General features: G+C 40.5%; 29 protein-coding genes. 16 read left to right on the top strand and 13 right to left on the bottom strand.

The annotated features are described in order from the left end of the window. Nucleotide 1: 1 nt before the first annotated feature. Entirely contained in the window at nucleotides 2-916 is a 915-nt protein-coding gene (locus tag ABS768_RS04300; protein WP_157483955.1) for a helix-turn-helix domain-containing protein, read from the top strand. Between the two features lie 97 nt (nucleotides 917-1,013). Here the strand turns inward: ABS768_RS04300 and ABS768_RS04295 are convergent, their stop codons facing one another. From ABS768_RS04295 to ABS768_RS04285, 3 genes are all read right to left on the bottom strand, one after another. Beyond that, nucleotides 1,014-1,553, bottom strand: a complete 540-nt coding sequence (locus ABS768_RS04295) for a carboxymuconolactone decarboxylase family protein (protein WP_408073736.1) — start codon at nucleotides 1,551-1,553, stop codon at nucleotides 1,014-1,016. Nucleotides 1,554-1,701: 148 nt separating this feature from the next. Then, entirely contained in the window at nucleotides 1,702-2,268 is a 567-nt protein-coding gene (locus ABS768_RS04290; RefSeq protein ID WP_408073735.1) for a DUF417 family protein, read from the bottom strand. A 71-nt stretch (nucleotides 2,269-2,339) separates the two neighbouring features. Continuing rightward, on the bottom strand, nucleotides 2,340-3,197 hold the full coding sequence (locus ABS768_RS04285) for a helix-turn-helix domain-containing protein (protein ID WP_408073734.1): 858 nt from the start codon (nucleotides 3,195-3,197) through the stop codon (nucleotides 2,340-2,342). 188 nt (nucleotides 3,198-3,385) lie between these two features. Between ABS768_RS04285 and ABS768_RS04280 the strand changes: the two genes are divergently transcribed. The 9 genes from ABS768_RS04280 to ABS768_RS04240 all read left to right on the top strand — a co-directional run bounded on the left by ABS768_RS04280 (nucleotide 3,386) and on the right by ABS768_RS04240 (nucleotide 13,081). Beyond that, nucleotides 3,386-4,195, top strand: a complete 810-nt coding sequence (locus ABS768_RS04280) for an AraC family transcriptional regulator (RefSeq protein ID WP_408073733.1) — start codon at nucleotides 3,386-3,388, stop codon at nucleotides 4,193-4,195. A 102-nt stretch (nucleotides 4,196-4,297) separates the two neighbouring features. After that, nucleotides 4,298-5,152 carry an MBL fold metallo-hydrolase gene (locus tag ABS768_RS04275; RefSeq protein WP_408073732.1) on the top strand — a complete coding sequence of 285 codons (855 nt, stop codon included), beginning with the start codon at nucleotides 4,298-4,300 and terminating at the stop codon, nucleotides 5,150-5,152. A gap of 210 nt (nucleotides 5,153-5,362) precedes the next feature. After that, complete coding sequence (locus ABS768_RS04270; protein WP_231749138.1) at nucleotides 5,363-5,932, top strand: YbhB/YbcL family Raf kinase inhibitor-like protein; 570 nt, start codon at nucleotides 5,363-5,365, stop codon at nucleotides 5,930-5,932. A 318-nt stretch (nucleotides 5,933-6,250) separates the two neighbouring features. Next, nucleotides 6,251-7,216, top strand: coding sequence for an L-dopachrome tautomerase-related protein (locus ABS768_RS04265; protein WP_408073731.1), 966 nt, complete (start codon nucleotides 6,251-6,253; stop codon nucleotides 7,214-7,216). A 4-nt stretch (nucleotides 7,217-7,220) separates the two neighbouring features. Next, nucleotides 7,221-8,723, top strand: a complete 1,503-nt coding sequence (locus ABS768_RS04260) for an L-dopachrome tautomerase-related protein (protein WP_408073730.1) — start codon at nucleotides 7,221-7,223, stop codon at nucleotides 8,721-8,723. Between the two features lie 35 nt (nucleotides 8,724-8,758). Beyond that, nucleotides 8,759-9,697 (top strand): NADP-dependent oxidoreductase, encoded by a 939-nt coding sequence (locus ABS768_RS04255; protein WP_408073729.1) that lies wholly within the window; start codon nucleotides 8,759-8,761, stop codon nucleotides 9,695-9,697. 165 nt (nucleotides 9,698-9,862) lie between these two features. Further along, nucleotides 9,863-10,702, top strand: a complete 840-nt coding sequence (locus ABS768_RS04250; RefSeq protein WP_408073728.1) for an AraC family transcriptional regulator — start codon at nucleotides 9,863-9,865, stop codon at nucleotides 10,700-10,702. Between the two features lie 116 nt (nucleotides 10,703-10,818). Further along, entirely contained in the window at nucleotides 10,819-12,234 is a 1,416-nt protein-coding gene (locus ABS768_RS04245; RefSeq protein WP_408073727.1) for an aldehyde dehydrogenase family protein, read from the top strand. Between the two features lie 52 nt (nucleotides 12,235-12,286). Then, nucleotides 12,287-13,081 (top strand): helix-turn-helix domain-containing protein, encoded by a 795-nt coding sequence (locus ABS768_RS04240; protein ID WP_408073726.1) that lies wholly within the window; start codon nucleotides 12,287-12,289, stop codon nucleotides 13,079-13,081. A gap of 95 nt (nucleotides 13,082-13,176) precedes the next feature. Here the strand turns inward: ABS768_RS04240 and ABS768_RS04235 are convergent, their stop codons facing one another. Next, nucleotides 13,177-14,127: a polysaccharide deacetylase family protein gene (locus ABS768_RS04235; protein ID WP_408073725.1), complete on the bottom strand. Its 951-nt coding sequence runs from the start codon at nucleotides 14,125-14,127 to the stop codon at nucleotides 13,177-13,179. A gap of 3 nt (nucleotides 14,128-14,130) precedes the next feature. Beyond that, nucleotides 14,131-14,529 (bottom strand): DoxX family protein, encoded by a 399-nt coding sequence (locus ABS768_RS04230; protein ID WP_408073724.1) that lies wholly within the window; start codon nucleotides 14,527-14,529, stop codon nucleotides 14,131-14,133. Nucleotides 14,530-14,945: 416 nt separating this feature from the next. Between ABS768_RS04230 and ABS768_RS04225 the strand changes: the two genes are divergently transcribed. Next, entirely contained in the window at nucleotides 14,946-15,458 is a 513-nt protein-coding gene (locus ABS768_RS04225) for a helix-turn-helix domain-containing protein (RefSeq protein ID WP_408073723.1), read from the top strand. A 149-nt stretch (nucleotides 15,459-15,607) separates the two neighbouring features. Here the strand turns inward: ABS768_RS04225 and ABS768_RS04220 are convergent, their stop codons facing one another. From ABS768_RS04220 to ABS768_RS04205, 4 genes are all read right to left on the bottom strand, one after another. Beyond that, complete coding sequence (locus ABS768_RS04220) at nucleotides 15,608-16,666, bottom strand: alpha/beta hydrolase (protein WP_408073722.1); 1,059 nt, start codon at nucleotides 16,664-16,666, stop codon at nucleotides 15,608-15,610. A 25-nt stretch (nucleotides 16,667-16,691) separates the two neighbouring features. After that, nucleotides 16,692-17,105 carry an OsmC family protein gene (locus ABS768_RS04215; protein WP_408073721.1) on the bottom strand — a complete coding sequence of 138 codons (414 nt, stop codon included), beginning with the start codon at nucleotides 17,103-17,105 and terminating at the stop codon, nucleotides 16,692-16,694. An 84-nt stretch (nucleotides 17,106-17,189) separates the two neighbouring features. After that, a complete protein-coding gene (locus ABS768_RS04210) occupies nucleotides 17,190-18,059 on the bottom strand; it encodes a helix-turn-helix domain-containing protein (RefSeq protein WP_408073720.1) in 870 nt (289 codons plus the stop codon). Nucleotides 18,060-18,721: 662 nt separating this feature from the next. Next, the gene (locus tag ABS768_RS04205) at nucleotides 18,722-19,570 is read right to left on the bottom strand and encodes a helix-turn-helix domain-containing protein (protein WP_408073719.1); all 849 of its coding nucleotides are present in this window, start codon (nucleotides 19,568-19,570) and stop codon (nucleotides 18,722-18,724) included. A gap of 68 nt (nucleotides 19,571-19,638) precedes the next feature. Here ABS768_RS04205 and ABS768_RS04200 point away from each other — a divergent pair, with 68 nt between their 5' ends. Both ABS768_RS04200 and ABS768_RS04195 read left to right on the top strand, forming a co-directional pair. Then, the gene (locus ABS768_RS04200; protein WP_408073718.1) at nucleotides 19,639-21,066 is read left to right on the top strand and encodes a nucleoside hydrolase-like domain-containing protein; all 1,428 of its coding nucleotides are present in this window, start codon (nucleotides 19,639-19,641) and stop codon (nucleotides 21,064-21,066) included. A gap of 411 nt (nucleotides 21,067-21,477) precedes the next feature. Then, nucleotides 21,478-21,738 (top strand): helix-turn-helix domain-containing protein, encoded by a 261-nt coding sequence (locus ABS768_RS04195; protein ID WP_408073717.1) that lies wholly within the window; start codon nucleotides 21,478-21,480, stop codon nucleotides 21,736-21,738. Between the two features lie 224 nt (nucleotides 21,739-21,962). Here ABS768_RS04195 and ABS768_RS04190 read toward each other — a convergent pair whose 3' ends face one another. From ABS768_RS04190 to ABS768_RS04180, 3 genes are read right to left on the bottom strand one after another with little or no spacing between them, the layout of a single operon-like run. Continuing rightward, nucleotides 21,963-22,505, bottom strand: a complete 543-nt coding sequence (locus tag ABS768_RS04190) for a VOC family protein (RefSeq protein WP_408073716.1) — start codon at nucleotides 22,503-22,505, stop codon at nucleotides 21,963-21,965. 34 nt (nucleotides 22,506-22,539) lie between these two features. Next, nucleotides 22,540-22,935, bottom strand: a complete 396-nt coding sequence (locus ABS768_RS04185) for a VOC family protein (protein ID WP_408073715.1) — start codon at nucleotides 22,933-22,935, stop codon at nucleotides 22,540-22,542. A gap of 36 nt (nucleotides 22,936-22,971) precedes the next feature. Next, nucleotides 22,972-23,373 carry a helix-turn-helix domain-containing protein gene (locus ABS768_RS04180; protein ID WP_408073714.1) on the bottom strand — a complete coding sequence of 134 codons (402 nt, stop codon included), beginning with the start codon at nucleotides 23,371-23,373 and terminating at the stop codon, nucleotides 22,972-22,974. A 348-nt stretch (nucleotides 23,374-23,721) separates the two neighbouring features. Between ABS768_RS04180 and ABS768_RS04175 the strand changes: the two genes are divergently transcribed. The 3 genes from ABS768_RS04175 to ABS768_RS04165 all read left to right on the top strand — a co-directional run bounded on the left by ABS768_RS04175 (nucleotide 23,722) and on the right by ABS768_RS04165 (nucleotide 25,732). After that, a complete protein-coding gene (locus tag ABS768_RS04175; protein WP_408073713.1) occupies nucleotides 23,722-24,174 on the top strand; it encodes an Hsp20/alpha crystallin family protein in 453 nt (150 codons plus the stop codon). Nucleotides 24,175-24,242: 68 nt separating this feature from the next. After that, on the top strand, nucleotides 24,243-25,436 hold the full coding sequence (locus tag ABS768_RS04170; protein WP_408073712.1) for a cation:proton antiporter domain-containing protein: 1,194 nt from the start codon (nucleotides 24,243-24,245) through the stop codon (nucleotides 25,434-25,436). Nucleotides 25,437-25,441: 5 nt separating this feature from the next. Next, complete coding sequence (locus ABS768_RS04165) at nucleotides 25,442-25,732, top strand: hypothetical protein (protein WP_408073711.1); 291 nt, start codon at nucleotides 25,442-25,444, stop codon at nucleotides 25,730-25,732. Between the two features lie 211 nt (nucleotides 25,733-25,943). On the opposite strand, the gene ABS768_RS04160 is transcribed toward ABS768_RS04165, so the two are convergent. Continuing rightward, entirely contained in the window at nucleotides 25,944-26,372 is a 429-nt protein-coding gene (locus ABS768_RS04160; protein ID WP_408073710.1) for a response regulator, read from the bottom strand. Nucleotides 26,373-26,385 lie beyond the last annotated feature (13 nt).

Here is a 26,385-nt window from a genome sequence, read left to right as displayed (position 1 = left end):
TATGGAAAAAATATCACACTACAGGAGCATCACAGAACTGCATCAAAAAAGTGGCTTTGCCCCCCCAAACCATCCGTTGGTAAGCATGATGACGTGTAAGGAACTCATGACCTATTCAGTAGGTGAAGATCGCTTTACAGGCGACTTTTATATGATAGCGTTAAAGAAAATTATGGACGGTTATATGCTTTATGGAAAAACCAAATACGATAACGATAACGGGTCCATGGTTTTTGTTAAGCCCCGCCAGATTATTGAGGTCAGTAACGTGAAATTTGCCGAAAAGGGCTTTGTCCTGTTCTTTCACGAGGACTACCTTTCAGGGCATCATCTTCATGAGCTGATTAAAAAATACGGTTATTTCGAATATGAGATTAACGAAGCGCTGCACTTATCCCCGCAGGAGGAGACGATAATATGGGATCTTTACGATAAAACAAGAGCTGAATATGAAAATAAACCCGATGAGCTGAGCCGGGAGATCATTTTAAGCCATATTGATTCAATCCTCAAATATTCGGACCGCTTTTATAAAAGACAGTTCATTAACCGCAGTACCAATATTTCAGGTACCACGCTAAAGAAGTTTCAGGACACGCTGGAAAAGTACTTCGAGACTTCCCAGCATATTAGCAATGGGCTCCCTACCGTTAATTATCTGGCTGAGAAGCTCAATATTTCACCAAGATACCTTAGTGATGTCTTAAAGCAGGAGACGGGAAAAACTGCGCTGGACCACATTCATATTTACCTGATTAAGGAGGCTAAGAATCTGCTTTTAAGCAGTGACAGTAATGTAGCGCAAATTGCTTATGAGTTGGGATTTGAGACCCCGTCCTATTTTACAAGGCTTTTCAAAAAAGTGGTAGGGCATACACCGGTTCAATACAAACAGCAACAAGGTGCTCAGGCATAAAACATACCCGTTTTAAACAAAAGAGGTAAGCTGAAAGGCTTACCTCTTTTGTTTCATGCTATGTCCTTTTGATAGGGGACGGTTTCTTGTCCTTTAATTAGTCAAGTGCCGGTGCGGCAGGAAAATCTACCGGAACCTGAGTCTGTGCGTACACGTAATTCGTAAAGGTACGCACTGTAACAATACCAATAAGTTCAATCAAGGCCGCTTCATTGTAACCCGCATTAAAAAAAGCTTCTTTAAGGGATATAGCGGCAGTTCCCTTGTTTTGTGCAATTGACTGGGCAAGCTGTAATGCAGCCTCAAATTTGCCGTCAGCAGTTTGCCCCTTCCTTAAACCGATAATATCCTCCGGGGTATAACCTTTAAGTCCCGCAAGCATAGTATGGGCGGCAAGACAATAATCACAGTTGTTTACCTGTGAAACTACCAGGTTAATCCCCTCACGCTCCTTGGCGCTGAAGGCACTGTGACTGAATGCCTCCTCAAATTCCAGTATGCCTTTAAGTGCATTGGCAGAATATCCGATTGTAGCATAAAGGTTCGGTACTTTTCCCATTTTCTTTGTAATGGCTTCAAATATTTGTTGTGATGGTTCACTTACCTGATCTTTTGTAGGTACATTAATTGTTTTCATGATATAAAATTTAAATATTTTGTTATTACGTATTTTGATAAAGCAAAGTTAGCTGCTGTGATTTCGCTGTAGTAGTGCATTTTTGCGGAAGAATAGCACAGATTTACGAAGAGATTAATCAGTACGTTCCGCCGAATCTCCGGAACCTTTACTTGCCTTTGTGCTGCAGGTACAATCGGGCGGACTGACTCATGGTAACCAGGGCACCGCCAAGAATTACGACATCCTTGATTACCAGCCTCCCACGACCTGAAAGAAAAGGAAAGCCATAGTCTGTATCGCCCAGATTACCCACCCACGCCTCGGGAGTAGTGACAAGAAAGGAAAGAGTTCCCAGTGTCATCAGGAAAATGAGCATACTGCCCAACATACTCCATAAAGGAGCCACGCGGTGTAAGGCCACAAGCAGGCCCAGACTCATTAAGAAAATACCCAGCCCTTTCGAAAAGCCATAGGTATTGTTCTGAATATGCCATTGATGGTTTTCCACAATAAAGGCACCTTCCTTATTGAGATGCGTGGCATATTCATCAGGATGGTTGTAGAAAAAGCGCATAAAGGGACTGTTGGCGACAAATGGAACAATGCCATCAGCTTCATAGGTAAAGAATTTCAATGCCCCTATCCAGATAAAAACTATAACTATCCCTGCACGAAGTATATTTGTAGCAAGGTTATCTAACTGGGCAATCTGTTGTATAAAGAATGATTTCATGATGTAATTTGTTTTTTGTTGAAACAAAGTTACATCGGGACTAAAGCCTACAACATGGACAAAAATGGATATTACCTGTACAAATCTGCCACGATGGATATACCTGTCTTATCCCTAAAGCTTTGAGGTGATTCATTGGTTTGCTTTTTAAAAACACGGCTGAAATAGAATTCGTCTTCAAAATTCAGAGCATAAGCAATCTCCTTAATGCTTTTTCGCGTCAGGTGTAATTCTTTTTTTGCTTCGAGTATCAGCCGTTCCGTAATAAGCTGCGAAGGTGTTTTTCTAAAATAACGCGTACAGCGCTTGGTAAAATTATTGGGTGTCATTCGCAATAGCCCGGCATAATCTGAAGGCTTACGAAGTTCCAAAAAACGGGCTTCAAGGAGCTCTTTGAAATGCTCCATTTCCGTATCCCGTATCATGACGCTAGCCGTGGTCTCCATTTCCTTATTCTTAACCTGGCTAGAGCGGGCCAAAAAAAGTTGTAACAATGATTTCAGTACAATATCCGAAGGTGAAGCCAGTGCCAGCTCCCCTGCTATCTGATCTGTGATCTGAGTGAAACCAGATTTCTCCGAAGGGGTTAAGCTAACTGATGGCGCGATGTATATATTATTAAAAAGAAGTCCGTTACAGGCTACTTCCTCCCTATGGTACTCTATACAATAAAAATCACTATGGAAATGCAGTACATCATAAGACAGCGGTATTTCGGTCTCAATGTAGATAAGCTGCATGGGAGTCGCAAAAAGCAGGATAGGACCTTTAAAGTCAAACCTTCCAAAATCAGCATAAAATGTGCCTTGACCTTCACTTACAATAATTACAGTATACTCACTGAATTGTATAGGCTTCTTAAGTAATTCTGCTTCGGCTCGGAGCAGCCTTAGTAACAGGTTACCATCGGTTGAGGAAATTTGTGTCATATTATAAAACATTACAGTCTTAGGACCAAATCCTATTCTGTTTAAGTTTGTGGTCCAAAATTAGGAAAATATATTATACATATTAAATGGTGTTTTGGCCGTTTCAACAAAGTTAATTTTGGCCGTTTCAACAAAACAGGCAAATGGATTTAAACCGATATTTGTATCACAGTTAATCTTATAGCATAATGCAAAGTACTCTTGACCCCTATCCCCTTAGTTTTTCCTGTGAAGCGGCAGGATGGCGAGATGGTGAGCAATTTGTTTCACTGCACTGCCTGACCTACCTTGTGAAAGGAGAACTCCTGCTGGATGACGGTCATACCCGCACGCTGCTGAAAGAGGGCGATTTGTTTTTCTGTCGTAAGAATCAACTGCTGCGCTTCCGTAAGCCACAGGAAAAGGTAAAGGACTTCAAAACCGTTACGTTGTTCTTTGCAGAGCGTTTCCTAGGCGATTTTGCAAAAGAATTTACCATAAGGGCTAATGAAAATGTAGCGTCACCTGCCGTACAGCGAATTGAAAATAACATAATCAAATCATTCATGGACAGCATTCAGGCCTATGAACCGTTCCTGGCAACACCTTCTGAAAATGCCTTGGTGCCATTGAAACTAAGGGAAGCGCTACTGCTTATCCTCCAGCATTTACCGCAGTACGGGAGTATACTGTTTGACTTTTCCAACCCGGTTAAAAAGGATTTAAGCACTTTTATGGAAAAAAATTTTCATTTTAATGTCCCTCTGGAGCGCTTCGCCCTGCTGACAGGACGAAGCCTCACTTCATTTAAGCGGGATTTCAAAGCAATTTACGGAGAATCGCCCGCACGTTGGATTATCAGGAAACGTTTGGAGAGCGCTTATGAAATGATTACGCAACAGGAAAAAACAGCTGTTGAAATATATCAGGACCTGGGCTTTCGTGATCTTTCCCATTTTTCATATGCTTTTAAAAAACAATACGGGCTAAATGCTTCACAGGTAAAAAAAAATAGGTAATTCCTACCCTATCCCTGCACAAACAGAGGCGCTCACCTGCGGTGGAGGCAGTCTCCCCTATTACCCGGTCGGATTTGAATTAATAGTAATATTTATATATATATGGATACACAAATGCAACTTTTACCTGCGCTGTTGCAATACAGCATAGGAAACAGGAAAATCACCATTATAAACGACAGTTTCTTTATCGCGGGTGAATCCTACTTTACCCACCTGCCCGAAAACGGAGTGGGCCAGATACTGAGGAAAAATTTCAGGTCTGATACCCCAACCCTCACAACCAGCATCTTTATAATTGAGGGAGAAGGACAGCTCCCGATACTTATTGATACCGGCATGGGAGATCGATTTGCTCCGGATATGCAGGGCAGGTTGCTTGAAGCGTTACCTCTTTTGGGGTTATCACCGGATCAGATTGGCACAATACTACTCACCCATTTACACGGTGACCACTTTTACGGCCTGGTCAGTCAAGGTGGTAGTAAAAATTTTCCAAATGCCAGAATATGGTTTTCAGATGCAGAATATGACTACTGGATTAATAATAAAGACCTTAGCCCTGCAGATCAGGATAATGCGGTCGCGATTAAGCAAGCCCTCGCACTATACGAGCGGTTACAGCCCGCTGCAAACGAGCTATTGCCCGGTATTACATCCGTAGCGTTACCAGGGCATACACCTGGGCACACGGGCTTTTTGCTGGAATCACAGGCCGAAAAAATTCTTTTCTGCGGAGATATACTTACAATTCCAGCCGTACAGGCCGCAATGCCTGAAATAGGGTTTGCCACCGATGTCAATTATTCCGAGGCTGTACGCACCAGAATCGATGTACTTAAAAAAGCTGCGCATGAACGGCTCTTGCTGGCGGGACCGCATTTCGAATTCCCCTGCTTAAGTTATGTAAAAATAGATGGAGACGGCTTTCAGTTGATCCCAAAACAGCAGATATAGCTAATATCAATCCTCTTCCAAGACTGCCTGAAAGTATCAGGCAGTCTTTTTTTTGACTGTTTATAGGCATCTCTTATAGTTTATACATCCTTGAATTTATACCTGACTTACCCGAAAACGTACAATCATTACCCAAAGCTTTCTCACCAATTTTGTACCGTAGGATACAGTACCTGCAATGCTAATTTTAACACTAATAATTTAAGTACCATGAAAAACATCTCGTTTACAAAAATGATGACACTTGGCATAGTTTTATTAAATGCCATAACCTTACACGCACAAAGTGCCGCTAAAACTTTTACCCTTAAGAGCAGCGGGCTTGGCGGCCAGCTTACCAAAGATTATTACTATAATGACTGGGGTGTAAATGGGGGAAATATCTCTCCTGACCTTGCTTGGGAAAATGTTCCCGAAGGGACACAGGCTTTTGCTGTTACAATGTACGATGCAGCGGCCCCGACAGGCAGTGGCTGGTGGCACTGGGTATTATTTAATGTTCCGGCCGGCACACGATCACTTAAAGCCGGTGCTGCAAGTACACATCCTGAGTTACTTCCCGCAGGGAGTATATCATCGCTTAACGACTTTAAGCAGTACGGATATGGCGGACCCGTTCCCATTCCGGGAAGCGGATTTCATCCCTATGTTATTACCGTATACGCTCTAAAAAACAAAATTAACCTGGATAAGGATGCTAACCCTGCCCTTGTAGGCTTTAACCTTGGTGCCAATACCATAGCAAAGGCGTCTATTATCGCCTATGTATACGTTCCTTAATAAAAGATGCTGCTCTTTAAAGGGCGGCCATTTTTTTGGGTCGCTGCAATTACGTGATTTTGTACTCAAAAAACCTAAATATGTACCAGCAGCTACCCAATCTACTAAACTAATTTTACACCATACTTTAATCGTAACAAAATGAAAAATAAATTATTGCTGGTATCAGCCATGCTGTTGCTGGCCCTGACAGGATGTAATAAGAAGCCGGAGCTGGCAAAGGACAGCGTTGATGCCCCCGCCCAGTCTCCTCAAACAACAGTTAAAAACCCAGAACTTGAGGAGGTCTTTCGCGACAGTACCTATCAGCTTACAGGGGTGGCCGTATCTCCGGACGGTCGGGTATTTACAAACTATCCATACTGGCTGGATAACCATTCTTATTCAGTGGTGGAAATAAAAAACGGTAAACCGGTACCGTATCCTGACGCACATTGGAATAGCTTTAAGAAAGGGGATGAAGGAGCAGATAAATTTGTTTGTGTACAGGCAGTAGTAGCTGATGAAAAAGGCTACTTGTGGATTGTAGATGCAGCCGGCATAGGGCTAGGCCCGGTATACAAGAAGGCAAATAAAGTTTTAAAAGTGAGACTCTCTGACAACACTGTTGAACGTATATATACCTTTCCGGAGACTACAGCCGGCAAAGACAGCTATATTAACGATATCAGGATTGACAACAGTAATGGGTTCGCCTACATGACCAGTTCTTCCAACGGAGGCATTGTTGTGCTTAATACCGCATCAGGGGAATCCCGTTTTGTACTGCATGACTCTCCAAGTGTGCAATCTGACCCTGCTTACCATTTTTCTTTTGACGATAAGGAGTTTTCGAAGGCAGACGGAAGTATACCAAAGATCAACTCTGACGGCATTGCACTGTCACCAGATAAAGCCTGGCTGTATTACAAGCCACTGACCGACGACAAACTTTACCGCATTAACACCCGGTTCTTAAGAGACTTTACCACACCTTTAAAAACCATTACCAATAAAGTAGAGGATCTGGGACATTTCGTGACAACCGACGGAATGGAATTCGATAAAGAGGGTAATCTCTATTTCGGGGACCTCGAAAGGAGCAGTATCGTAAAAATAACTCCCGATTTGAAAATGCATATCCTGATAACCGACCCCGAAAACCTAATATGGCCTGATAGTTACAGTGTTTCGAAAGATGGATACCTCTACATTTCAGTATCACAGATCCAGTTAATGCCATGGTTCAACAATAACATCAATAAAACAGTACAACCCTATAAAATACTGCGACTAAAAATATAATATAATGGGAAAACATAAAGCAAAATTTACCTTGGCGGCTATTTCACTCATGACCTTACCGGTCTTCTCTCAGCAACCGGTTCCTTTTTCTTTCGGGGATCTTGAGGTAAAGCAGATGAATACGTTACTCACCAGGAGTACCATTTCGGGAGAATCAGGGACTGTAGGTTATTTCACCTATAAAAAAGGGGCTGTGGTTCCTTTCCATCAGCATGTCAATGAGCAATATTCTATCATTACCCAAGGTAGCGTAAAAGTGTTGGCAGGCGGAAAAGAATATATTGTAAAAGCCGGTGGAGGTATAATAATCCCCCCTAATATACCACACAGCTTTATTGCCCTTGAGGACAATACCATTGATATCGATTTTTTCACTCCGGCACGAATGGACTGGCTGGCAGGGACTGACAACTATTTTGTTAAAGAAACCAGTCAAAATAACTCCGAAACGCCATGGGACGGTAAAATCAGAAATGCGGAAATTTATGCAGAACTACCGCATTCGGTTGGTAATATTACCTATACGCCTCAGGGGGAACTAGTATACAGCCTGCATCCCTTTTTTAATCCGGAAATACGGGTAATGAAATACAATGCAAAGTCAAAAAAGAGTACCCCTTTTCCAAATGCTTATTGGAATACACCGCGTAGCACAGATGATCATTACCTCAGTAATGTTTTGGGAATGCGCAATGATGCCAACGGCATTGTCTGGATGCTGGATATGGGACAGCGAAACAATATCACCCCAAAGATTGTGGGATGGAATACCCGCACCGATAAACTGGAGCGCATCTACTACTTACCCGAATCAGCCCTGTCCGAAACCTCCCAACCCAATGATATGGTGGTCGACACCAAACACGGTGTGTTTATTATTGCCGATGAGGGGATCGGTAAAGGTGGCAACGGCACTACAGCCGCAATAATCGTTGTAGATATGAAAACGGGAGCAACCCAAAGACTATTAGAGGGTACCTCTACCATGCTCCCTGAACAAAAACCGCTTGTCATCAATAATAAAACATTATCGGTAAACGGTAAACCATTACTGGTAGGTTGTGACGGAATTACGGCCGATACAGCATTTAACTGGCTGTATTACGCACCGCTCAACGGAACCAAAATCTACCGTGTCAAAATAGACGACCTACTCAATATCTCTTTAACCCAGGAGCAGTTGGAACAAAAGATTGAAACTTATTCCGCTAAACCTAACAATGGCGGACTCAGTATAGATAACGCCGGTAACCTTTACCTTACCGCCCTTGAGACCAACGGAGTGGATGTAGTACTGGCAAAAGACAGGAGCATACATAAATTAATAAGCGATGCACAACTGCTGTGGCCCGACGGGGTAAGTTATAATGGTGTGGACGGCTATATGTATGTAGCTGCCGCACAGGTTCACTTAGGCGCTAATTTTAACGATGGAACCAACAAGGCGAAAGCTCCTTTCCTTATATATAGGTTTAAAACTATAGCACCCGGTGTATCTTACCGATAAATGAAAGCAAAAAAACTACTAAATATAATACGAAAATGAAAGCAATACTTTTAAATGAACAAGGCACTACCAATCAACTTATTTACAGTGAAATCCCTGTACCCTCTATAAAAAACGACGAAGTTCTTATTGAGGTAAGAGCAATAGGCATTAATCCCGTTGATGTAAAAAGCCGCGCCGGAAAAGGGGTGTACGGCAGACTCAAAGATCAACTGCCTATCGTATTAGGATGGGACATCAGTGGTATAGTTGTGGAAGCAGGAACTGATGCAGGTTTCAAAAAAGGTGATGAAGTTTTTGGGATGGTAAATTTTCCCGGACATGGCAAAGCCTACGCGGAATATGTTGCTGCTCCAGCAGCGCACCTGGCACTAAAGCCCGCTACTATTTCACATGCCGAGGCTGCAGCAGCTACACTTGCCGCCCTAACTGCTTATCAGGCGCTGGTACACAAGGTGCAGGTGAAACCCGGAGATAATGTACTGATTCATGCTGCATCGGGTGGTGTTGGCCATTACGCTGTACAAATGGCCCGCCATCTTGGTGCTGTTGTAACGGGGACGTCATCCGCCCGAAACAGGGATTTCGTACTGAGCCTTGGCGCACAGGAACATATCGACTATCATGGTTATGACTGGACGAATAGCCCTTTGGAATTCGACTTCGTTTTTGATACCGTAGGAGGCGATAATATTGACCATTCTATTGAGGTAGCAAAAGCAGGAAGTACGGTAATCAGTATTCCAACAGGCCTTAACGAAGCCGTTACTGAAAAAGCCGCTGCAAAAGGAGTAAATGGGTATTTTTTCCTTGTTTCTTCTAACGGAGCGGATATGAAAGTGATTGCAGACTGGTTAGGTAATGGCTATATCCGTTCCCACGTATCAGCACAGTATGATTTTAGCGAAATGGCGCAGGCACACCTGCATGTTGAAAGCGGTAGAACTGTAGGTAAAGTAGTCGTAACATTGTAATAAATTATCAGGCGCTGCAGTGTGGCGCCTGTTTTTACTTATGCTGTTATCCTGTAGTGTTTTTCAACCCAATCGCAGTTTATTATGCAGTTACATTACGTCATAAAAGGGGGAAAAGTTTTATATTTGCTAGTTCCCTCTACCTTTCAAAAAAAAGAACCAATCATGCACATCGAGAACTCTTTACAGCCTTTTGATATTGAAAAAGAAGTCCTTACTGAATGGAGTCGCAGGCCACACCAACATAATTTCTTTGAACTTGTTTTCATTGAGCGCGGGACAGGAAAGCAATGCATTAACAGTAACATACTCCCTTACAAGGATGAAAGTATTTTCCTTTTACCTCCCTATGATTGCCATTCCTTTGAAATTGAATCTGCTACCACTTTTGTTTTTATCCGCTTTAATGCTTTGTTTTTCAAAGAAGATAAACGTACCATGATGGACTACAGCCAGTGGTTTAGTAACCTCCACTACATCTTAAGCAGCTACAACCGCATACCTGGTGATATTATACATTCTGATTCCGACCGGGCAGTGATAATCAGCCTTATTCGAAGCATGCAGCTTGAGAAAGAGCAAAACAATTATTCCGAATCGATACTCCGGACAAATATGGTAGCCATGCTGAACATCCTGATTCGTAATTTTGAAAACCGTTTTCTAGAAAAACACCAGGATAAAGATATGCAGACACGCGATGTACTGCAATATATACAGTATAATCTCTTTGACAACAGTAAGCTGAAAACGGGTGTTATTGCCAGCGAATTTAATCTTTCTCCAAACTACGTGGGTGAATATTTTAAAAAGAAAACAGGCGAAAGTTTAAAAGAATATATCCTCAAAGCCCGTGTAAACGTAGCGCAAAGCCGTATTGAATATTCCGGACAGAGCCTCAAGGAAATCGCATACGATCTCGGATTTACAGATGCCAGCCATATGACCAAAGTGATTAAAAAATACTACGATGATGCGGGGACTTCATGCAGTACGTTTGCCTAACAATTTCAATTACTCATTTTGCGTGGTTTGAACGTTTCACCAAAGCTACTTTGAACGTTTCACCAAAGTTATTCGTTTCATTTTAATGGAAATTTGCTGTAATAAAATACATTACAATGAAAATAGTAAATCAAATTTACGTAAATGGTAACTTTGTCAAATCAACTGGCGCGGAGCGTTTTGACACTATCAATCCTGCCACAAACGAGAAATTGGCCGAGGTGCATTTAGCAAACAGCAATGACCTTGACAATGCCGTCGCCGCAGCAAAAAAGGCATTCCAAACCTTCTCACAATCTACACGTGAAGAACGCATAGACATACTGAAAAAGATATCCGATGCGCTCTTGAGACGAAAAAAAGACTTTATTGAAACAATGGTAACGGAATATGGAGGCACGCTTCAGTTTTCGGAGGCGAGTTTCACGAATGCACTGTCCACCTTTTCCAGTACCATTGAAATCCTTGAAAACTTTGATTTTGAGCGGAGTATAGGGGTTTCAAAATTAAAGCTGCAACCCGTTGGGGTTGTAGGGATCATAACACCCTGGAATGCCAGTAATAGCTTTATATGTTCTAAAATGGCTACTGCAATAGCTGCGGGATGTACCGCTGTGGTTAAACCCTCAGAGATGAGTGCGTTACAATCACAGGTAATTATGGAGGTTTTCCACGATGCAGGTTTACCCCCTGGCGTTTTTAATCTTGTTAACGGATTTGGTAATACGGTAGGAACTGCACTAACCTCTCATAAAGACATCTCCAAAATCTCATTTACGGGTTCGACAGTTACAGGAAAAGCAATCGCGAGAATCGCTGTAGATACTATGAAACGTGTTACCCTAGAGCTTGGGGGAAAATCCCCCAATGTTATTCTTGCTGATGCCGACCTGGCAACTACAATTCCAATGGCCGTTTATGGCGCTTATATGAACAGCGGGCAGGCCTGTATAGCTCCAACCCGTCTACTTGTCCCTGCCGATAAACTTGAACAGGTAAACCAGATCGCTAAGACGACTGCGGAAGGTATAAAAATAGGCAACCCATCGGAAAGGGATACCATCGTAGGCCCGATGGTGAGCGTGAAACAGTTTGAAAGAGTACAAAACTACATCAGGCTGGGAATAGAAGAAGGAGCTACCCTATTGACAGGAGGCAGCGGAAAACCGCAAGGATTAGACAGCGGTAACTTTGTAAAGGCGACGGTTTTTACTAATGTATCCAATAGTATGCGGATTGCGCAGGAAGAGATTTTCGGCCCCGTGCTTTGCATTATACCCTATAAGGATGAAGATGAAGCGATTCAACTGGCTAACGACACAGCATATGGCCTCGCCGCCTATGTAAGTGCAGCGGATGATAAGGCTGCTGAGCGTGTTGCAGCACAAATAGACGCCGGAAGAGTATGTATAAATGGCTTTTCCCATGATCCGCTGGCTCCTTTTGGAGGATTTAAACAGTCTGGAATTGGGAGGGAATATGGTGTATATGGCCTTGAAGAATATCTGGAAGTAAAAGCAATATTAAATTAAACTGATACTTAGGACGGGCGTGTGTCCGTCCTAAGTATACAATTTTGCAATAATGAAAGAGAAGGAAGTATTACATTTTTCTTGCCACTATACCCGATTTAGGGATGGAGAACACTTCACTCCTGATACGGTTTTAGGAATGGTTATTACCGGATCAATGGAATTATTTGATGGTAAAAAACGACTACATTTTAAGGCGGGGGATCTCTATCTGGCCCATCGTAACCAGCTGCTGAAATATATAAAGTATCCGCCGGACCAGGGTGAGTTTCAATCAGTATCCCTGAGTTTTGAAGAAGACTGTATACGTGCTATTGCAAAAGAAATCAATTTTCAAGATCAAAACAGCTACGAGAAACAAGCATGTATTGAAATACCCAAGTATAAACCCTTACTCGCTTTCTTCCAGTCGTTAAATGAATATGAAGCTATCCTAAACACCAACACAGCCCTTTTAAAGCTTAAACAGAAAGAGGCTCTTTTGCTATTGTTGGAATGCCAGCCTTCACTCAAAAAACAGCTGTTTGACTTTAATGCCCCAAACCGGATTAGTCTGGAGGCTTTCATGGAGAAGAGTTTTCACTTTAATGTTAACCTGGAACGGCTTGCCTACCTATCGGGTCGCAGCCTGTCAACCTTTAAGCGGGATTTTGAACAGATATACCACCAAACACCCAGCAGATGGCTCATGCAGCGCCGCCTTAGTGAAGCGTACTACTTAATAAAGGAAAAAGGTCAAAGTGCCTCAACAGTATATCTGGAAGTCGGTTTTGAAAATCTCTCTCATTTTTCTTTTGCTTTCAAAAAATATTTTGGTATAAACGCTTCGAGTATTAATCCTGAATAGGATATTTCTAAGCTTTTTTTAAACACCTAAAAAGTAAAAATAAAAGGATGCCCGGAACTTGAAACGCTCCGGGCTATACCACAGATATAATAGTATTATTCCCTTATACTGTTGCGGTCTTCCAAGGTGAGCTTTGCAATCTCATCCTTCCTTTTAAAACTAACTCCCTTGTGAGTCTGGATATAGCGTATCAGATCATAAGTTGTTTTCACCATTTGAGGGGTACCGCCGATACGGTCGTGGAAACTGATTGACATCTGCCTTTTCTGGTAGGCACTCTCCGCATACAACTGATCAAAATCGGCTTTTACCTGGTTAAAGAACTGATCCGTTGAGAAGTTTTTGCCTTCTATTAAAAGAATATCATTGTTTCTTAAAGTATACGGAACAACAGCAAAATCCTTATTGTTAACCGATATGATGAAAGGTTCGTCCCGGCTCAAATCATCTATGTGGTAGGTGAAGCCCAGTTCCTGAAGTATCTTCAGCGTATTTTGTCCCCTTCGTAACCAATTGGCATTATAACCCACCGGAGTAAAACCCGTAGCCTTCTTTATGGCTGTTACCCCCTCGGCAATAAATTTCTTTTCCTCCTGATAGGACATATCGTACTGGTTGCTCCAGTTCATTCCATGTGCGGCCGCTTCATGCCCCCTATCTGTAATTTCTCGCGCCAACTCAGGGTTTTTAATTACTGCCGAACCCACCATATGCGAGGTCACCTTTATCCCTAATTTGTCCCAGTTATCGAGCATTCTGGGAATCCCTTCTTTGTAACCGTAGTCATACCATGTTGCAGCCGGCAGATCAGCAAAGCCCTTCTTCATATTTTGAGGAAATGGACTCTCTGCGTTTTCAGGCTGCCCTCCTGATTCAAACTGCATTGAAACCGATACCACGAGCTGCGTACCATCAGCCCAACGGCGCCCTCCCTCATTCATTACTGAAGATTCGCCGGCGATACCGGCGCCATAACCGGCAAACGGAAGTACACTTAACGCCCCGAGTGCGCCGGACTGTTTCAAAAAATTTCTTCTGCTTGTCATATTTTACTCTTTTGTATGTAACAAATTATCAACTGCATATGAGTTGCTATTTATGTACTGTAGCAGTACTCCAAAAAAAATAAGGTGGATCAGCTGTGAAGGGATTGCCTCCCAATTTTCAATCAGACAGGTTCCCAAAATCAATAACAGCATGACTACCCCTGCGGACAGTAAAGCTTTTCGGGTAAACAAACCTGTGAGAAGTAAAGCCCCAATTGTAAATTCTGCTAAGGGCAGCATATAGCTGAATACGGCAATTAAAGGATGTGGCAACATGGAATCTTTGAATGCACCGGACATCCATGCGCTAAAGAGTTTTAATTTAGGTAGCCGGACCAGACCATGCCCCAACATACTGACTCCTGCACCGAGCCGCAGCAATATGTAAACTGTTGGTTTCATAATTGTATTGATGTCTAAAAAATTTAACTAACACAAATTTCATCAACTTCTTAGTAAATTTAAGGTATATTTACAGGTTTTAATTGTATATACAAAGGAGCATGCAAGTAAAGAATATATATCAACCCTTTGAGTGTGAAAATGTGATTGCGGACACATATTCAGCGCGCGAGTATAAAAACACTTACTTCGAAATGGTTTTTATTTTTGAGGGTACGGGAATTCAGCAAATAAACGCACATCATTTACCTTATTCCCCGAACAAACTGTTCGTCATTTTCCCACAGGATACGCATAGTTTTGAGATACATGACACGACACATTTTTTTGTTTTACGGTTTAATGAGGACTATCTGAAATCGCAGTCTCAGTTGTGGCTGAAAAAATTAGAGTACATTTTTTTTAACCATGATCATATGCCTGGCTGCATCTTAAAGAATACTGCCGATAAAACATTGATAAGAGCATTGGCTGAAGCTATTACAAGAGAATATGAGCTACAAATCCAATCAGGAAATGAGGTTATAAAACAACTTGTGAATACATTTATAACGGTCGCTGCAAGAAACATAAGCCTAAAACAATTACACAATGGCATGCCTTCAGAGCAACCGGTTTCTTTACAAGGTTACATCCACCAGAATATATACAGTCCTGAAAAATTGCAGGTAGCGGCCTTTGCCAATGAATTTAACATCTCACCTAATTATCTGGGAGAACTTTTCAAAAAACAGACAGGACTAACCTTACAGCGGTATATCGCTTCCTACCGACTGAAACTCATAGAGGCCAGGCTAAGGTATACCAATAACAGAATGAACGAAATTGCGACGGAATTCGGTTTTTCCGACATGAGCCACCTGAACAAGTTTTTCACCCGGCACAATGGAATAAGCCCATCAGCCTACAGAAAAAATGCTAAATTATGAGACAAGTTTACTAAATGCACTTAAAATTACAGACATCTTTGTTTTGTATACCTACGAAGATACACGAAATTGAGCAATATAAAAAAAGGGATAATCCAGATATGCATTATCCCTTTAATGATTGGTCTATTGTACCAATGCTTAGCGCATTATTTTACCAGAGCATTTTTAATTACTACAGCTGCCTGTAACAAAGCTACTTGTACAGCCGGTTCATCAGCAATCGGATTTAACAATCCGTAATCGTGAATCAATCCGTTATAGGTGGTAATGGTAGTAGGCACTCCTGCTGCATCCAATTTTCTACCGTACGCTAAGCCTTCATCATGTAAAATATCGTTCTCGGCCAATTGAATCAATGCCGGTGGCAAGCCTTGTAATTCTGCTAAACCAGCCTGTGCAGGTGAGACATATATTTCTTTACGTTTTGCTTTATTTGGCAGGTAATTGTCCCACATCCATTGCATTAATGGGGTTGTCAGAAAACGTTCCTGGGTGTATAAAGTATAAGACGGTCTTGTAAAATCGGCATCGGTTACAGGCCATAACAATACCTGTAATTTAATTTCCGGTCCTTTTTTATCTTTGGCCATTAGGGCTACAACCGCAGCCATATTACCCCCTACACTATTACCCACAACCGCCAGGTTTTTACCATCTACACCTATTTCTTTACCATGGGTTGCCACCCAGCTTGTTGCGGCATAGGCCTGGTTGATGGCTACAGGATATTGTGCTTCCGGTGAAGGGGTATAATCCGGGAATACGGCTGCTACTCCACTAGCCACCACTAAATCACGTACCAATCTTTTGTGGGTAGGGTAATCTCCCAGTATCCATCCACCGCCGTGGAAGAACATAAATACCGGTATATCTTTTTTAGCGCCTTTTGGTTTTACAATGTGTAGCGTAACGGTATGACCGTCCTGAGTAATTGTCTTTTCAGATTCTTCAATTCCTGAATAATCTACTTCAACCGATTTTTGAGCGCCTACTAAAACCTGTCTGGCCTGTTCCGGACTTAAGGTTTCTAAAGGTCTACCTCCACTGGTATTTAATGCATTCAGAAATTCACGGATTCCTTTACTAATTTGTGGGTCATCCTGCCCATGATATGGGCGTGGTGCTACTTGTGCCATAACATTTGTTGTTAAAGTTAATACTAAAGCTGCTAACAGCATTTTGAATGTACGATTTATTGTTTTCATGATACTCTATTTTAAAGATTATATATTAGTTTTTTAATTGTGCATTAAGGGTAATCTCAAAGTTGAAAGCTCCGCTAACCGGACAGGTAGCTTCTGCGTTTTTGGCTATTTGTTGAAAAGCAGCTTCATCAATTCCTGGCACGACGGCTTCTAAATCAAGTAAAGAATGGGTTATTTTTCCGTTGTCTAAAGTAATGGTAGAGTTGGTTTTCAGCTCAGTTACCTCATACCCTGCTTCGGTAAGGTCTACACTTAATTTCATGGTAAAACAGCCGGCATGGGCTGCGGCCAGTAATTCTTCCGGATTGGTACCGATGCCTTCGGCGAATCGGCTATTGAATGAATATTGGGTTTGGTTTAAAACGGTACTTCCTGTAGTTAAATGTCCGTTTCCTTCTTTAATATTGCCGTTCCAAACGGCTTGTGCTTTACGTTTCATATCTTATGACTTTTAATTAAACTATCAGTTAATTTGATAGGTCAAAGATATAACCACACTAAGCCGTTAAAAATGGATATACTCCTATTCTAATTGTACATTTTTCCCTTCGAGGTATTTTTTACGAAAAACATTGGGGGCATCACCAATTTTCTTGCTAAAAAGCCGGTTAAAATAGGCCGGATCGTCATATCCTAAATTATAGGCAATCTCTTTGGCACTTAAAGTGGTATGAATCAATAATCGCTTTGCTTCAAGTAAAATGCGGTCTTTAAGTACCTCATTAGGAGCTGGCAGCTCAAATTTCTTAAACTTTTGCGTTAAGGTCTTGGCTGCTATTCCTAATAAATCGGCATAATCTGCTACTAAATGTTTGGATCTGTAATGGATTTCTACCAACCGACTAAACTCTCTAAAAAATTCTACCTCCTGATGAGACTGACTTTCAAGTATTCCCAGCTGTTGTGCTTTCCATATCCGGGTGGCTCTAATAATAATTTGTTTTAGGTAAATGCGTAACATCTCTTCTTGTGTGGAAGCCTCCAATTCAAACTCTTCTTGCATTTGAACTAATATACTCTTTATAATACCATCCTCTTTTGCATCCAATACTGTTTTTGGCATTTGGTAGATGTTATTAAAAAGTAACCCATCGCACGCTACTTCTGCATCATGTATTTGTACACAATAAAAATCACGGTTGTAATATATAAAATAGCCTTCCGTACCACCTAAATCAAAAAACTGCACATATTGGTTAGTGTTGATGAAAAAAAGTGTAGGCTCCTCTGTGTAATAGTCGTTAAAATCAACATTTACACGTACACCTCTAGGAGCATATACTATTTTAATGTATCCCTTATACTGGCTACTATTCAATAATTCAAGGGAATCTGAATTGAAAGGAATAAAACCTAAACGCTGATAATTGGACTGAAATAGCTGTGTTGACATGATTGTATATATTTTGCGCTTCCTCATTCAAAGTAAATAATTATTACCTGAATAACCACTATGTAAAATCAGCAGATGTGAATTTTCATTTACTCATAAAATATCTTTCGGAAAACCTCTCATTGATTAATCTGTTAATTTTTATTTTATAAGGGCTCTGTTAGAAATTCTCTAACATAATGGTAGCAAATTTGAAAGCGCTACCATTACAGTTTTTTTCTAAATGGTAAAAACATGATTATGCCTGATCATAGAGATAGAAATAGAGATAGACATCATACCCGTCGTTGGTAAAAAGTATAAAAAAATCAGTTTCAATTTGTCTTATATAGACACCTGGTCCCCCCAATGTAAAAATATAATTGAAGTTTTTTTTCGGAATTGTTGATTTTGCTGGCAGTTTATAATAAGCAATAGTACTACCCGTTTTAAGTTTCCAATACTTCACCTCGACATTTTTTGGGGTCTGACCCGGGGAATTACTTCTTTTAAAATTTATAAACGCTTGCTGTCCTCAAGTCAAGAAAGAAACTATGCGGTTTTTCTTTGTTGATAAACATACTTCTAAGGAGTATCATTAACAAACCTTACATATAATTTACGAGAAAAGAGTACTCTATCTCCAGGCTGGAGTCTAGAGTATCTTCACTTTAATAAAAATATCATTTGTTATTTTTACGAAATTCTCTGGGAGTACAATTATTTATTTTTAAAAAGGCAGTGTTAAAACTACTAATAGAATTAAAACCACAGTCAAAAGCAATCTGTGTTATACTTATATTTGAAGCAACTAACTTTCTCTGTGCATGAGACACCCTTTCATGTATAATATAATCACTTAATGTGCATCCGAAAGCCTTTTTAAATATATTGTTAGCGTAGTCTGGATGCAGTCCAACTGCTTTGCCTATATCAGTAACTTTAAGTGGATTTCTGTAATTTTGGGCAATATAGATAGCTATTTTTTCAACAACAGTTATCTCCCTTGACATGATATCAGAGTTGCTTTTTGAATGAGTATATGACTGGTTAACTGCAAGTCGCATTAAACGGGCCCGCATTTCAATTAAAGCTACTTCCGAAAAATCTTTATCCTCAATTTCTTTAATCCACTTCCCAAAGAGGAACTCATCATAGCAAGAAAATTCTTCGGATGTTTCATGAACGATTTCACCATTTAAAATACAACGAACAAAATTAGTAGGCAATTGCCACTCTAAAAATTGAGAAAAAGGTATAGTACAAACAAAATACGGCTGGGAATTATCATAGTGTATAATTTGATGCGGTACCAACCCCCAGAAAACCGCGATTTTTTTTGCAGGTATGATTATAGGTTTATCCTGAAACAAATATGTTATTGAACCTTCGATAAAATAATTTATCTCAATCTCATTATGGCGATCCGGCCTTTTCATGATATTCGGTTTCCATAATTCACATGTAAAGCCATACCCTTTAAACTCATCTCTTCTTTCATTAAAAGTATTTATTATCTCGTTATTCAGCATAATAATTCCGTAAAGCAGGTAGTTTAAGTTTAAAACCCATGTTACATTTACATTTTAAACAAAAATACATGAAAAAGATTTTCTTTGCCATTCAATTTCTATTGATATTTAACCCTTTTGGTGTTTTCTCGCAAACGATTAAAAAAAACAGGGTGATAATATTATCAGATATTGAAGCAGACCCGGATGATACCCAATCATTTGTACGTTTATTTTTATATTCCAATCAAATTGATATAAAAGGATTAGTGGCTACAACTTCTACACATCAAAAAAATGCTATATACCCCCAATCAATAATTAATCTTATTGAGGGGTATAGAAATGTACAACCCAATCTTATTTTGCATGAGGAAGGATACCCAAATGCCGATGCATTATTAAAGCTCGTAAAAAAGGGAGCACCTGTATACGGAATGAGTGGCGTCGGCAAGGGTAAAGATAATGAGGGTTCTGACTGGATTATAAAAATACTCGAAGAAAAAGATAACAGGCCATTATGGGTTTCTGTTTGGGGTGGAGCCAACACGCTTGCTCAGGCGCTTTATAAGATAAAAGACACTAAAAGTAAATCAGAAGCGGCCAGGTTAATTTCTAAATTAAGAGTTTATACAATATCTGACCAAGATGACAGCGGCATATGGATTAGGAATAATTTTCCAGATTTGTTTTTTATTGTTAGCCCTGGTAATTATGGGCGCTCTACATGGATAGCTATTAACCAGGTAGCAAAAGGCTTTAATAATGATGTTATAAGCAATAAATGGCTATTGGACAACATTCAGCAGGGACATGGGGCTCTAGGTGCATTGTACCCTGATGTTATGTGGGGCATGGAAGGGGATACTCCTGCTTTCCTTTCATTAATTCCAAACGGACTAAATGAGCCAGAGCATCCTAATTGGGGCGGCTGGGGTGGCCGTTACGAGCTTTACAAACCCGATTATATTAAAGATGAAGGCTCTGGCGGGGTAAAAACTATTGCCGAAACACGACCTATATGGACAAATGCGAATGACACCTATAAACCTTATATTTATAACTCTTACGGAAGAGCCTTAAAATTAGATGATGACAATACCTATTCTGACAACAAGGTAACAATTTTAAGATGGCGGGAAGAGTTTCAAAATGATTTTGCAGCTCGTATTAACTGGTGTATAAAACCGTATAAAGAGGCTAACCATCCTCCCGTTCCGGCATTTAACCACAAAGACGAAATAACACTTAAATCAGGCGAGTATTTTACCTTAGATGCAAGCGGCACTTTTGATCCTGATGGAGATCATATTAGTTATTTATGGTTTAGCTACCCGGAAGCTGGAACTTATAAAAAACCCATTATTACATCTGTACAGAATTACTATAGGGCATATATTATAGCTCCTAAAGTAGAAAAGCCAGAAACTGCCCATATCATTTTAAAAGTTACGGATAAAGGAATACCAAACTTAACCCGTTATAAAAGACTACTTATAAACATTCTACCTGAATGAATTGAATCATCTAATAAGGCAAAGTAATTACATCTAGAATCACCGATTCGTCTAACGCCCGCTTTAACGTTTGAATAATTCGGATTTCTCCTATTAACCAATAAAAGGTTTGGGAATTATAAAGGATTCAAATTGTACCCATTTTTAATTTAGTGCGGCAACCGATTCAGGATCACCGATACGATACCTTACAGCTAAAATGGGTCAAATTCTTCTCACTGTTTGATTATATCTCAACTTTGGACTATGACAATGATTAATTTGAATTGGGATAATCCTATACAGATAATTTATTGTTCCCTTCCAGAGGGACTCCAATGGTCAAGAGTGGAAAACATGTTCCTTGTCGTTTAGGTTTTCAAAGGGTTTCTTAAATTGATGAACTTGTTTAACCGCTAACTCTTCGGTACTATGAAAGAAAACATAACAAGGGAAGATCTTTTTCGGTTGGCGGCCGAAATTATTCGTGAGGTAAAAAAGATACAGCAGCCTGCCGTCCCCAATACTAATCTCAATGAGGAATGGCTAAAAAGCAAAACGGTACGAAAAATGTTGGATATCTCAGCGGGAACACTGCAAAATATCCGGATTACAGGGAAAATCAGATACAGAAAGGTATTAGGATCCTACTATTACAAAAAATCCGATATACTAAAGCTTTTTAAGGAGTAACTACATACTACTGATCTTGCTGTAAAAAGACGTGTAAGTATAATGCTTTGTATTTATACGGCTAAAACATCTTAACGCGGACTTTCAACAGCTAGAATACCGCTGCTTCCTCGTATAAGGAAGGAATGAAATCTCAATCGGTTCCTTCCAATAGATGAAATGGGCTGTTCGTATACCGCTGCTCATCCCCTTGCCTTTTCTTTCTTATATCACTGATGAGATCATTACTGTAAATTCAACTGCCATGAAACACTGTACTGGTCAATCACCCAAGCAAATTTTTGGCTGAAACCGTAATTACCTGGTGGCACAGCCACCTCTCCTTCTTCAGACAGTTTCGAAAACAGTCGTTCAAATTCTTTTTCATCCTTACATTCGACAAAGCTAGAGACGGCAGGAGTAAAGTCCCAGTCATGAACAGGCGGACTGTCACTGCATATAAATTTTTGACCGTTCAGCTCAAAAACAGCCTGCATTATGGTCCCCTCTTCTCCCGGGCCCTCCTTTTCCCAACGATGAATACCAATAATTCTGGAGTTGTCAAACAGACTCACATAAAAATTCATAGCATCCTCAGCATCATTTTTCTGAAAAGTCAAAGATGTTATTATCTGCTGCTTCATAGTAGGTACTCTTTTATTCAAACTTGCTGTAAGAGTGTCATTTTCCCGCTTTACTTCCTTACTGTAGTGTGCATTTTCCCAAACATTGTCCCCATATCCAAAACCTAACAGTGCGGATATCAAAATTATTAAAGTCGTCTTCATTTCTGTTGTTTAATTAGCTGATACCTTACTATTATCATAACATCTGGACAATCTGGATCTGATTGCCGCAAGTGTCATCGAATACGGCAATTTTAACTGTCCCCATTTCTGTAGGCGTAACGCTGAATTCCACGCCCAGGCTCCTGAGCCGCTCAAATTCCTGCTGCACGTCCTCACAATCGAATTGCGTATAGGGAATACCCGCATCAAATAAAGCTTTCTGATACGCTCTGGCAGGCTGAAAATGATTGGGTGAGGGTTCCAATAGTATTGCTGCACCGTCCGGTTCTTCTTTACTCACTACGGTTAGCCATCTGTTGCCTTCCGAAAGAGGAATATCAATTTTTTTCACAAAGCCTAACTTCTCTGTATAGAACTGCAATGCTTTCTGCTGATCCTGCACCGGAATGCCAATTACTTTTACTTTCATACTTTAAGTTTTATATTTAGGGACAAAAATCCCCAATCAAAAGCTATCGGACTTTGCGAAAGTTGCTCTTTTTCGAAAATCACTTGGCGTACTACCGAAGAAGCGGGTTTTGAATAATGTACTAAAGGAGCTCGGACTTTCAAAACCGACATCATAACAGGTTTCGGCTATATTGGCTCCCTCGAGCAGCAGTGCCTTAGCTCTGTATAGACGGCTCTCAATATGATACTGTTTCGGGGTTAACCCATAGTAACGTTTAAAGAGCCGAAGCAGATGAAATTTTGAAGTACAGTTAACCTCAGACAGCAATTCCAAACTCAGTTCTTCGTCGAAATGCTTGTTAATATAATTTCTGGTACCGATTACAGTATCAAGCTGCCTCTGATTCCGATAGCAGATGTCTTTGATTCTGGTTATTTCCGAAAGGTAATGTGTCATAGTGAAGTAATCAATAATTGTGTAAAATTACTGTTACGGTTTGAATCTTGCTTTACGTGGAAAGATAAAAAAAATTAAATATTGCCGATATCTATTTTTTGTTTTTTTATGTTTATTAGCTGAGAATTGTTCATACGACTTTTAATTATTCGGAAAACACGCGCTCCCGTTTTTACAAAGCTCCTGCTACGATAGTAACTACCAAATCAGAAAGTGTCAAATTTTCACTGTAAAACTGAAAATTTGACATGAATAAGGTTTGGCATACTTTTCGGTTTTTTTCCCATAAACCGGCGTCATCGCTGGTTATGGAAATAAAATAGTTGTCTAATTTTAAAGTTAACAGTTATGAATTTACTTAAAAGAAACGGAAATGTCGGAATGGGCTTTCCACGTTTGTTTTTTGATGACATTTTTGGCCGTGAGCTTTTCAATTGGGAAAACGGCAACTTCTCAACGTCCAGCACTACCCTGCCTTCGGTAAACATCAGGGAATCGGCAGATCATTTTGAGGTGGAAGTCGCTGCTCCCGGAATGGACAAAAATGATTTCAGCGTGACACTGGAAGGAAATACACTTACCATTTCATCCAGCAAAGAGCAAAATGAGAATACCCACGAAGGTTCTTATACCAGAAGGGAATTCAGTTACCAGTCGTTCCAGCGCAGTTTCGAATTGCCGAAAAATGTAGTGGATGAGGATCAGATTTCGGCCCGTTATGAGAACGGTCTTCTCTTACTTACAATTCCTAAGAAGGAGGAGGCAAAACAAAAACCACCGAGATCGATAGAAATCTCATAATGCTATTCTTTTATACTACTTGAGGCTGCCCTTTTGGGGCAGCTTTTCAATTAATAAATAATTTCGGTATGTTTTCTGATCTGTTCTCAGGTATCGCAATACTTTCATTTGTAGTATTACTGTTAATCTTCTTACTTCGCAGGCTGCAACAGCCGTACTTTATTGCTTATATAATCTCAGGTATCCTACTGGGTCCCGGGGTATTGAATATCATTCATTCCCCCGAGGTAGTCGGTCAGTTGGGAGAGGCAGGAATAGTATTACTCATGTTCTCTATAGGAACGGAAATCGATATCCGCCACCTAAGCCGGAATTTTCTGCGCCCGCTTTTCATTGCGATGGTTCAGGTGCTGCTAAGCTTTATCTGCATTTATACTATTGGAAGCCACATAGGATGGAGTATAAACATAGTGTTTCTACTTTCCTTCATCATCAGCCTGAGCAGCTCTGCCATAGTCTTCCAGTACCTGGAAAGGACCGGCGAGATAAAGAGTCAGTTGGGTAGCATCACCTGTGGTGTCCTTCTCATGCAGGATATACTGGTAGTTCCCATGATTCTTGTACTAAATTTTCTTAGCGGAAGCTCCGCTTCGCCCGTAGATTTGGTAAAAGTATGCATCGGAAGTGTATTTATTATACTCTTTCTCTGGGCATCAATACGTAAAAAATTATTTCGCATACCTATGCAAAGGGAAATAATGTCAGATCATGACCTACAGGTTTTTATTGGTTTTGCTATTTGCTTCGGAATGGCCTGGTTTAGTGCCTGGCTGGGACTCTCACCCGCATTTGGTGCTTTTGCAGCAGGAATGGTCATCGGTCAGGACAAGGCTACAAAATGGTTGGGTAAATCGGTTGTACCCTTCCGTGTTTTTTTTATGAGCTTTTTCTTTCTCGCAATAGGATTACAGCTTGACATATTTTTTTTCGCTGCTAATTTTGGAACCATAATTCTGATAACCGTTGTGGTCCTCCTGATCAACAGTATCATCAATTCCGGCCTTTTCCGCTTAACCGGAAACAACTGGCGCGACAGCATCTATGGCGGCGCCCTTCTCTCCCAAATTGGGGAGTTCAGCTTTGTACTGGTTACCCTTTCCGCTTCCCTTGGCCTGGTTGGGAGCTATACCTACCAGATTACCCTTGCAGTAATAACCTGTACTATGCTGTTCAGCACCTTATGGTTAATGGTAATTCAAAAAATGATTTATCAGTTACCACTGGAAAAAAAAACATTGCATTGCAGAGACACTAAAAAATAGGAACTATGGAAAATTTCTTTTACATCACACTTAATATACGAACAGTTACAGGGATTGATTCCTACGCCTACTATTATTTAGGTAGCGACAAAAATAAAGCAGAAGCCATATTTCAGCAACTTAAAGGATCGGAGCAGCTCGCGCCGGATACGGTCCTTACAATGGATTATACCCAGATGATAGACGGAATCCCATTTCCCCTCACCATGCTGGCCTGTACCCTTGAAGAGGTAACTTATAATACGCGAATCATTACCAGAGAAATTTTTAAAAATTTAAATCTGGAATCGGATTGATTTGATGAAAATAATTCCTAAGGCCTTCCACGACCAGAAACTTACCTATTACATCAGAAGCAAATTAGTGATGGAAATCCTCCCTTTTCCTTACAAGTACTTTTTCAGCTTAGATCCAGACCGTTAGTTACGATCTCAGGAAGTAAAGTCTTTGGACATTTTTTTATAAGAATATCTCAGTACAGTTAAGGTTTAAAAACTTTACCTGACATCAGGCTGTAACACCTCCCGGGATATCAGCAGTTTTCCAGTAGGCTACTATTTTATGAAGGACATTCTGCAACTCCTGATAATCAGTTGGCTTATGAAAAAAGCCCTGCAAGGACTGTCTATAGGCACGTTTGACACTATCTGGTGCAGCAGCTGTAGTAAAGAAGATAAAAGGTACTGTTTTGACTAATAGTTTGTCATCTGCAAGCAAATGCTCTCGAAGCTGATAACCGTTCATACCCGGCATGTTGACATCACATATAATAAGAAACGGTGCTGCACTATGATTGCTGAAATACTCCAGTGCCGAAGCCCCATCGGGAAAAGCAACTATTTCATTTTGATGCTCTAGGCTAAAAAGAACTTCCTTTATTATTTCCCTGTCATCTTCATCGTCGTCAATAATCACTATAGGTCCTCTCTTTTTCATTGCTGCATGTTTT

Source organism: Flavobacterium rhizophilum, assembly GCF_046000485.1.
GTDB classification, from domain to species: Bacteria; Bacteroidota; Bacteroidia; order Flavobacteriales; family Flavobacteriaceae; genus Flavobacterium; species Flavobacterium rhizophilum.
The sequence above is the reverse complement of the archived record's forward strand: the minus strand, read 5'-3'. Positions and strand labels throughout refer to the sequence as shown.

Coding starts and splice junctions, on each gene's coding strand:
- ABS768_RS04300 (WP_157483955.1), top strand. CDS start 2: ATGGAAAAAATATCACACTACAGGAGCATCACAGAACTGCATCAAAAA.
- ABS768_RS04295 (WP_408073736.1), bottom strand. CDS start 1,553: ATGAAAACAATTAATGTACCTACAAAAGATCAGGTAAGTGAACCATCA.
- ABS768_RS04290 (WP_408073735.1), bottom strand. CDS start 2,268: ATGAAATCATTCTTTATACAACAGATTGCCCAGTTAGATAACCTTGCT.
- ABS768_RS04285 (WP_408073734.1), bottom strand. CDS start 3,197: ATGACACAAATTTCCTCAACCGATGGTAACCTGTTACTAAGGCTGCTC.
- ABS768_RS04280 (WP_408073733.1), top strand. CDS start 3,386: ATGCAAAGTACTCTTGACCCCTATCCCCTTAGTTTTTCCTGTGAAGCG.
- ABS768_RS04275 (WP_408073732.1), top strand. CDS start 4,298: ATGGATACACAAATGCAACTTTTACCTGCGCTGTTGCAATACAGCATA.
- ABS768_RS04270 (WP_231749138.1), top strand. CDS start 5,363: ATGAAAAACATCTCGTTTACAAAAATGATGACACTTGGCATAGTTTTA.
- ABS768_RS04260 (WP_408073730.1), top strand. CDS start 7,221: ATGGGAAAACATAAAGCAAAATTTACCTTGGCGGCTATTTCACTCATG.
- ABS768_RS04255 (WP_408073729.1), top strand. CDS start 8,759: ATGAAAGCAATACTTTTAAATGAACAAGGCACTACCAATCAACTTATT.
- ABS768_RS04250 (WP_408073728.1), top strand. CDS start 9,863: ATGCACATCGAGAACTCTTTACAGCCTTTTGATATTGAAAAAGAAGTC.
- ABS768_RS04245 (WP_408073727.1), top strand. CDS start 10,819: ATGAAAATAGTAAATCAAATTTACGTAAATGGTAACTTTGTCAAATCA.
- ABS768_RS04240 (WP_408073726.1), top strand. CDS start 12,287: ATGAAAGAGAAGGAAGTATTACATTTTTCTTGCCACTATACCCGATTT.
- ABS768_RS04235 (WP_408073725.1), bottom strand. CDS start 14,127: ATGACAAGCAGAAGAAATTTTTTGAAACAGTCCGGCGCACTCGGGGCG.
- ABS768_RS04230 (WP_408073724.1), bottom strand. CDS start 14,529: ATGAAACCAACAGTTTACATATTGCTGCGGCTCGGTGCAGGAGTCAGT.
- ABS768_RS04225 (WP_408073723.1), top strand. CDS start 14,946: ATGCCTGGCTGCATCTTAAAGAATACTGCCGATAAAACATTGATAAGA.
- ABS768_RS04220 (WP_408073722.1), bottom strand. CDS start 16,666: ATGAAAACAATAAATCGTACATTCAAAATGCTGTTAGCAGCTTTAGTA.
- ABS768_RS04215 (WP_408073721.1), bottom strand. CDS start 17,105: ATGAAACGTAAAGCACAAGCCGTTTGGAACGGCAATATTAAAGAAGGA.
- ABS768_RS04210 (WP_408073720.1), bottom strand. CDS start 18,059: ATGTCAACACAGCTATTTCAGTCCAATTATCAGCGTTTAGGTTTTATT.
- ABS768_RS04205 (WP_408073719.1), bottom strand. CDS start 19,570: ATGCTGAATAACGAGATAATAAATACTTTTAATGAAAGAAGAGATGAG.
- ABS768_RS04200 (WP_408073718.1), top strand. CDS start 19,639: ATGAAAAAGATTTTCTTTGCCATTCAATTTCTATTGATATTTAACCCT.
- ABS768_RS04195 (WP_408073717.1), top strand. CDS start 21,478: ATGAAAGAAAACATAACAAGGGAAGATCTTTTTCGGTTGGCGGCCGAA.
- ABS768_RS04190 (WP_408073716.1), bottom strand. CDS start 22,505: ATGAAGACGACTTTAATAATTTTGATATCCGCACTGTTAGGTTTTGGA.
- ABS768_RS04185 (WP_408073715.1), bottom strand. CDS start 22,935: ATGAAAGTAAAAGTAATTGGCATTCCGGTGCAGGATCAGCAGAAAGCA.
- ABS768_RS04180 (WP_408073714.1), bottom strand. CDS start 23,373: ATGACACATTACCTTTCGGAAATAACCAGAATCAAAGACATCTGCTAT.
- ABS768_RS04175 (WP_408073713.1), top strand. CDS start 23,722: ATGAATTTACTTAAAAGAAACGGAAATGTCGGAATGGGCTTTCCACGT.
- ABS768_RS04170 (WP_408073712.1), top strand. CDS start 24,243: ATGTTTTCTGATCTGTTCTCAGGTATCGCAATACTTTCATTTGTAGTA.
- ABS768_RS04165 (WP_408073711.1), top strand. CDS start 25,442: ATGGAAAATTTCTTTTACATCACACTTAATATACGAACAGTTACAGGG.
- ABS768_RS04160 (WP_408073710.1), bottom strand. CDS start 26,372: ATGAAAAAGAGAGGACCTATAGTGATTATTGACGACGATGAAGATGAC.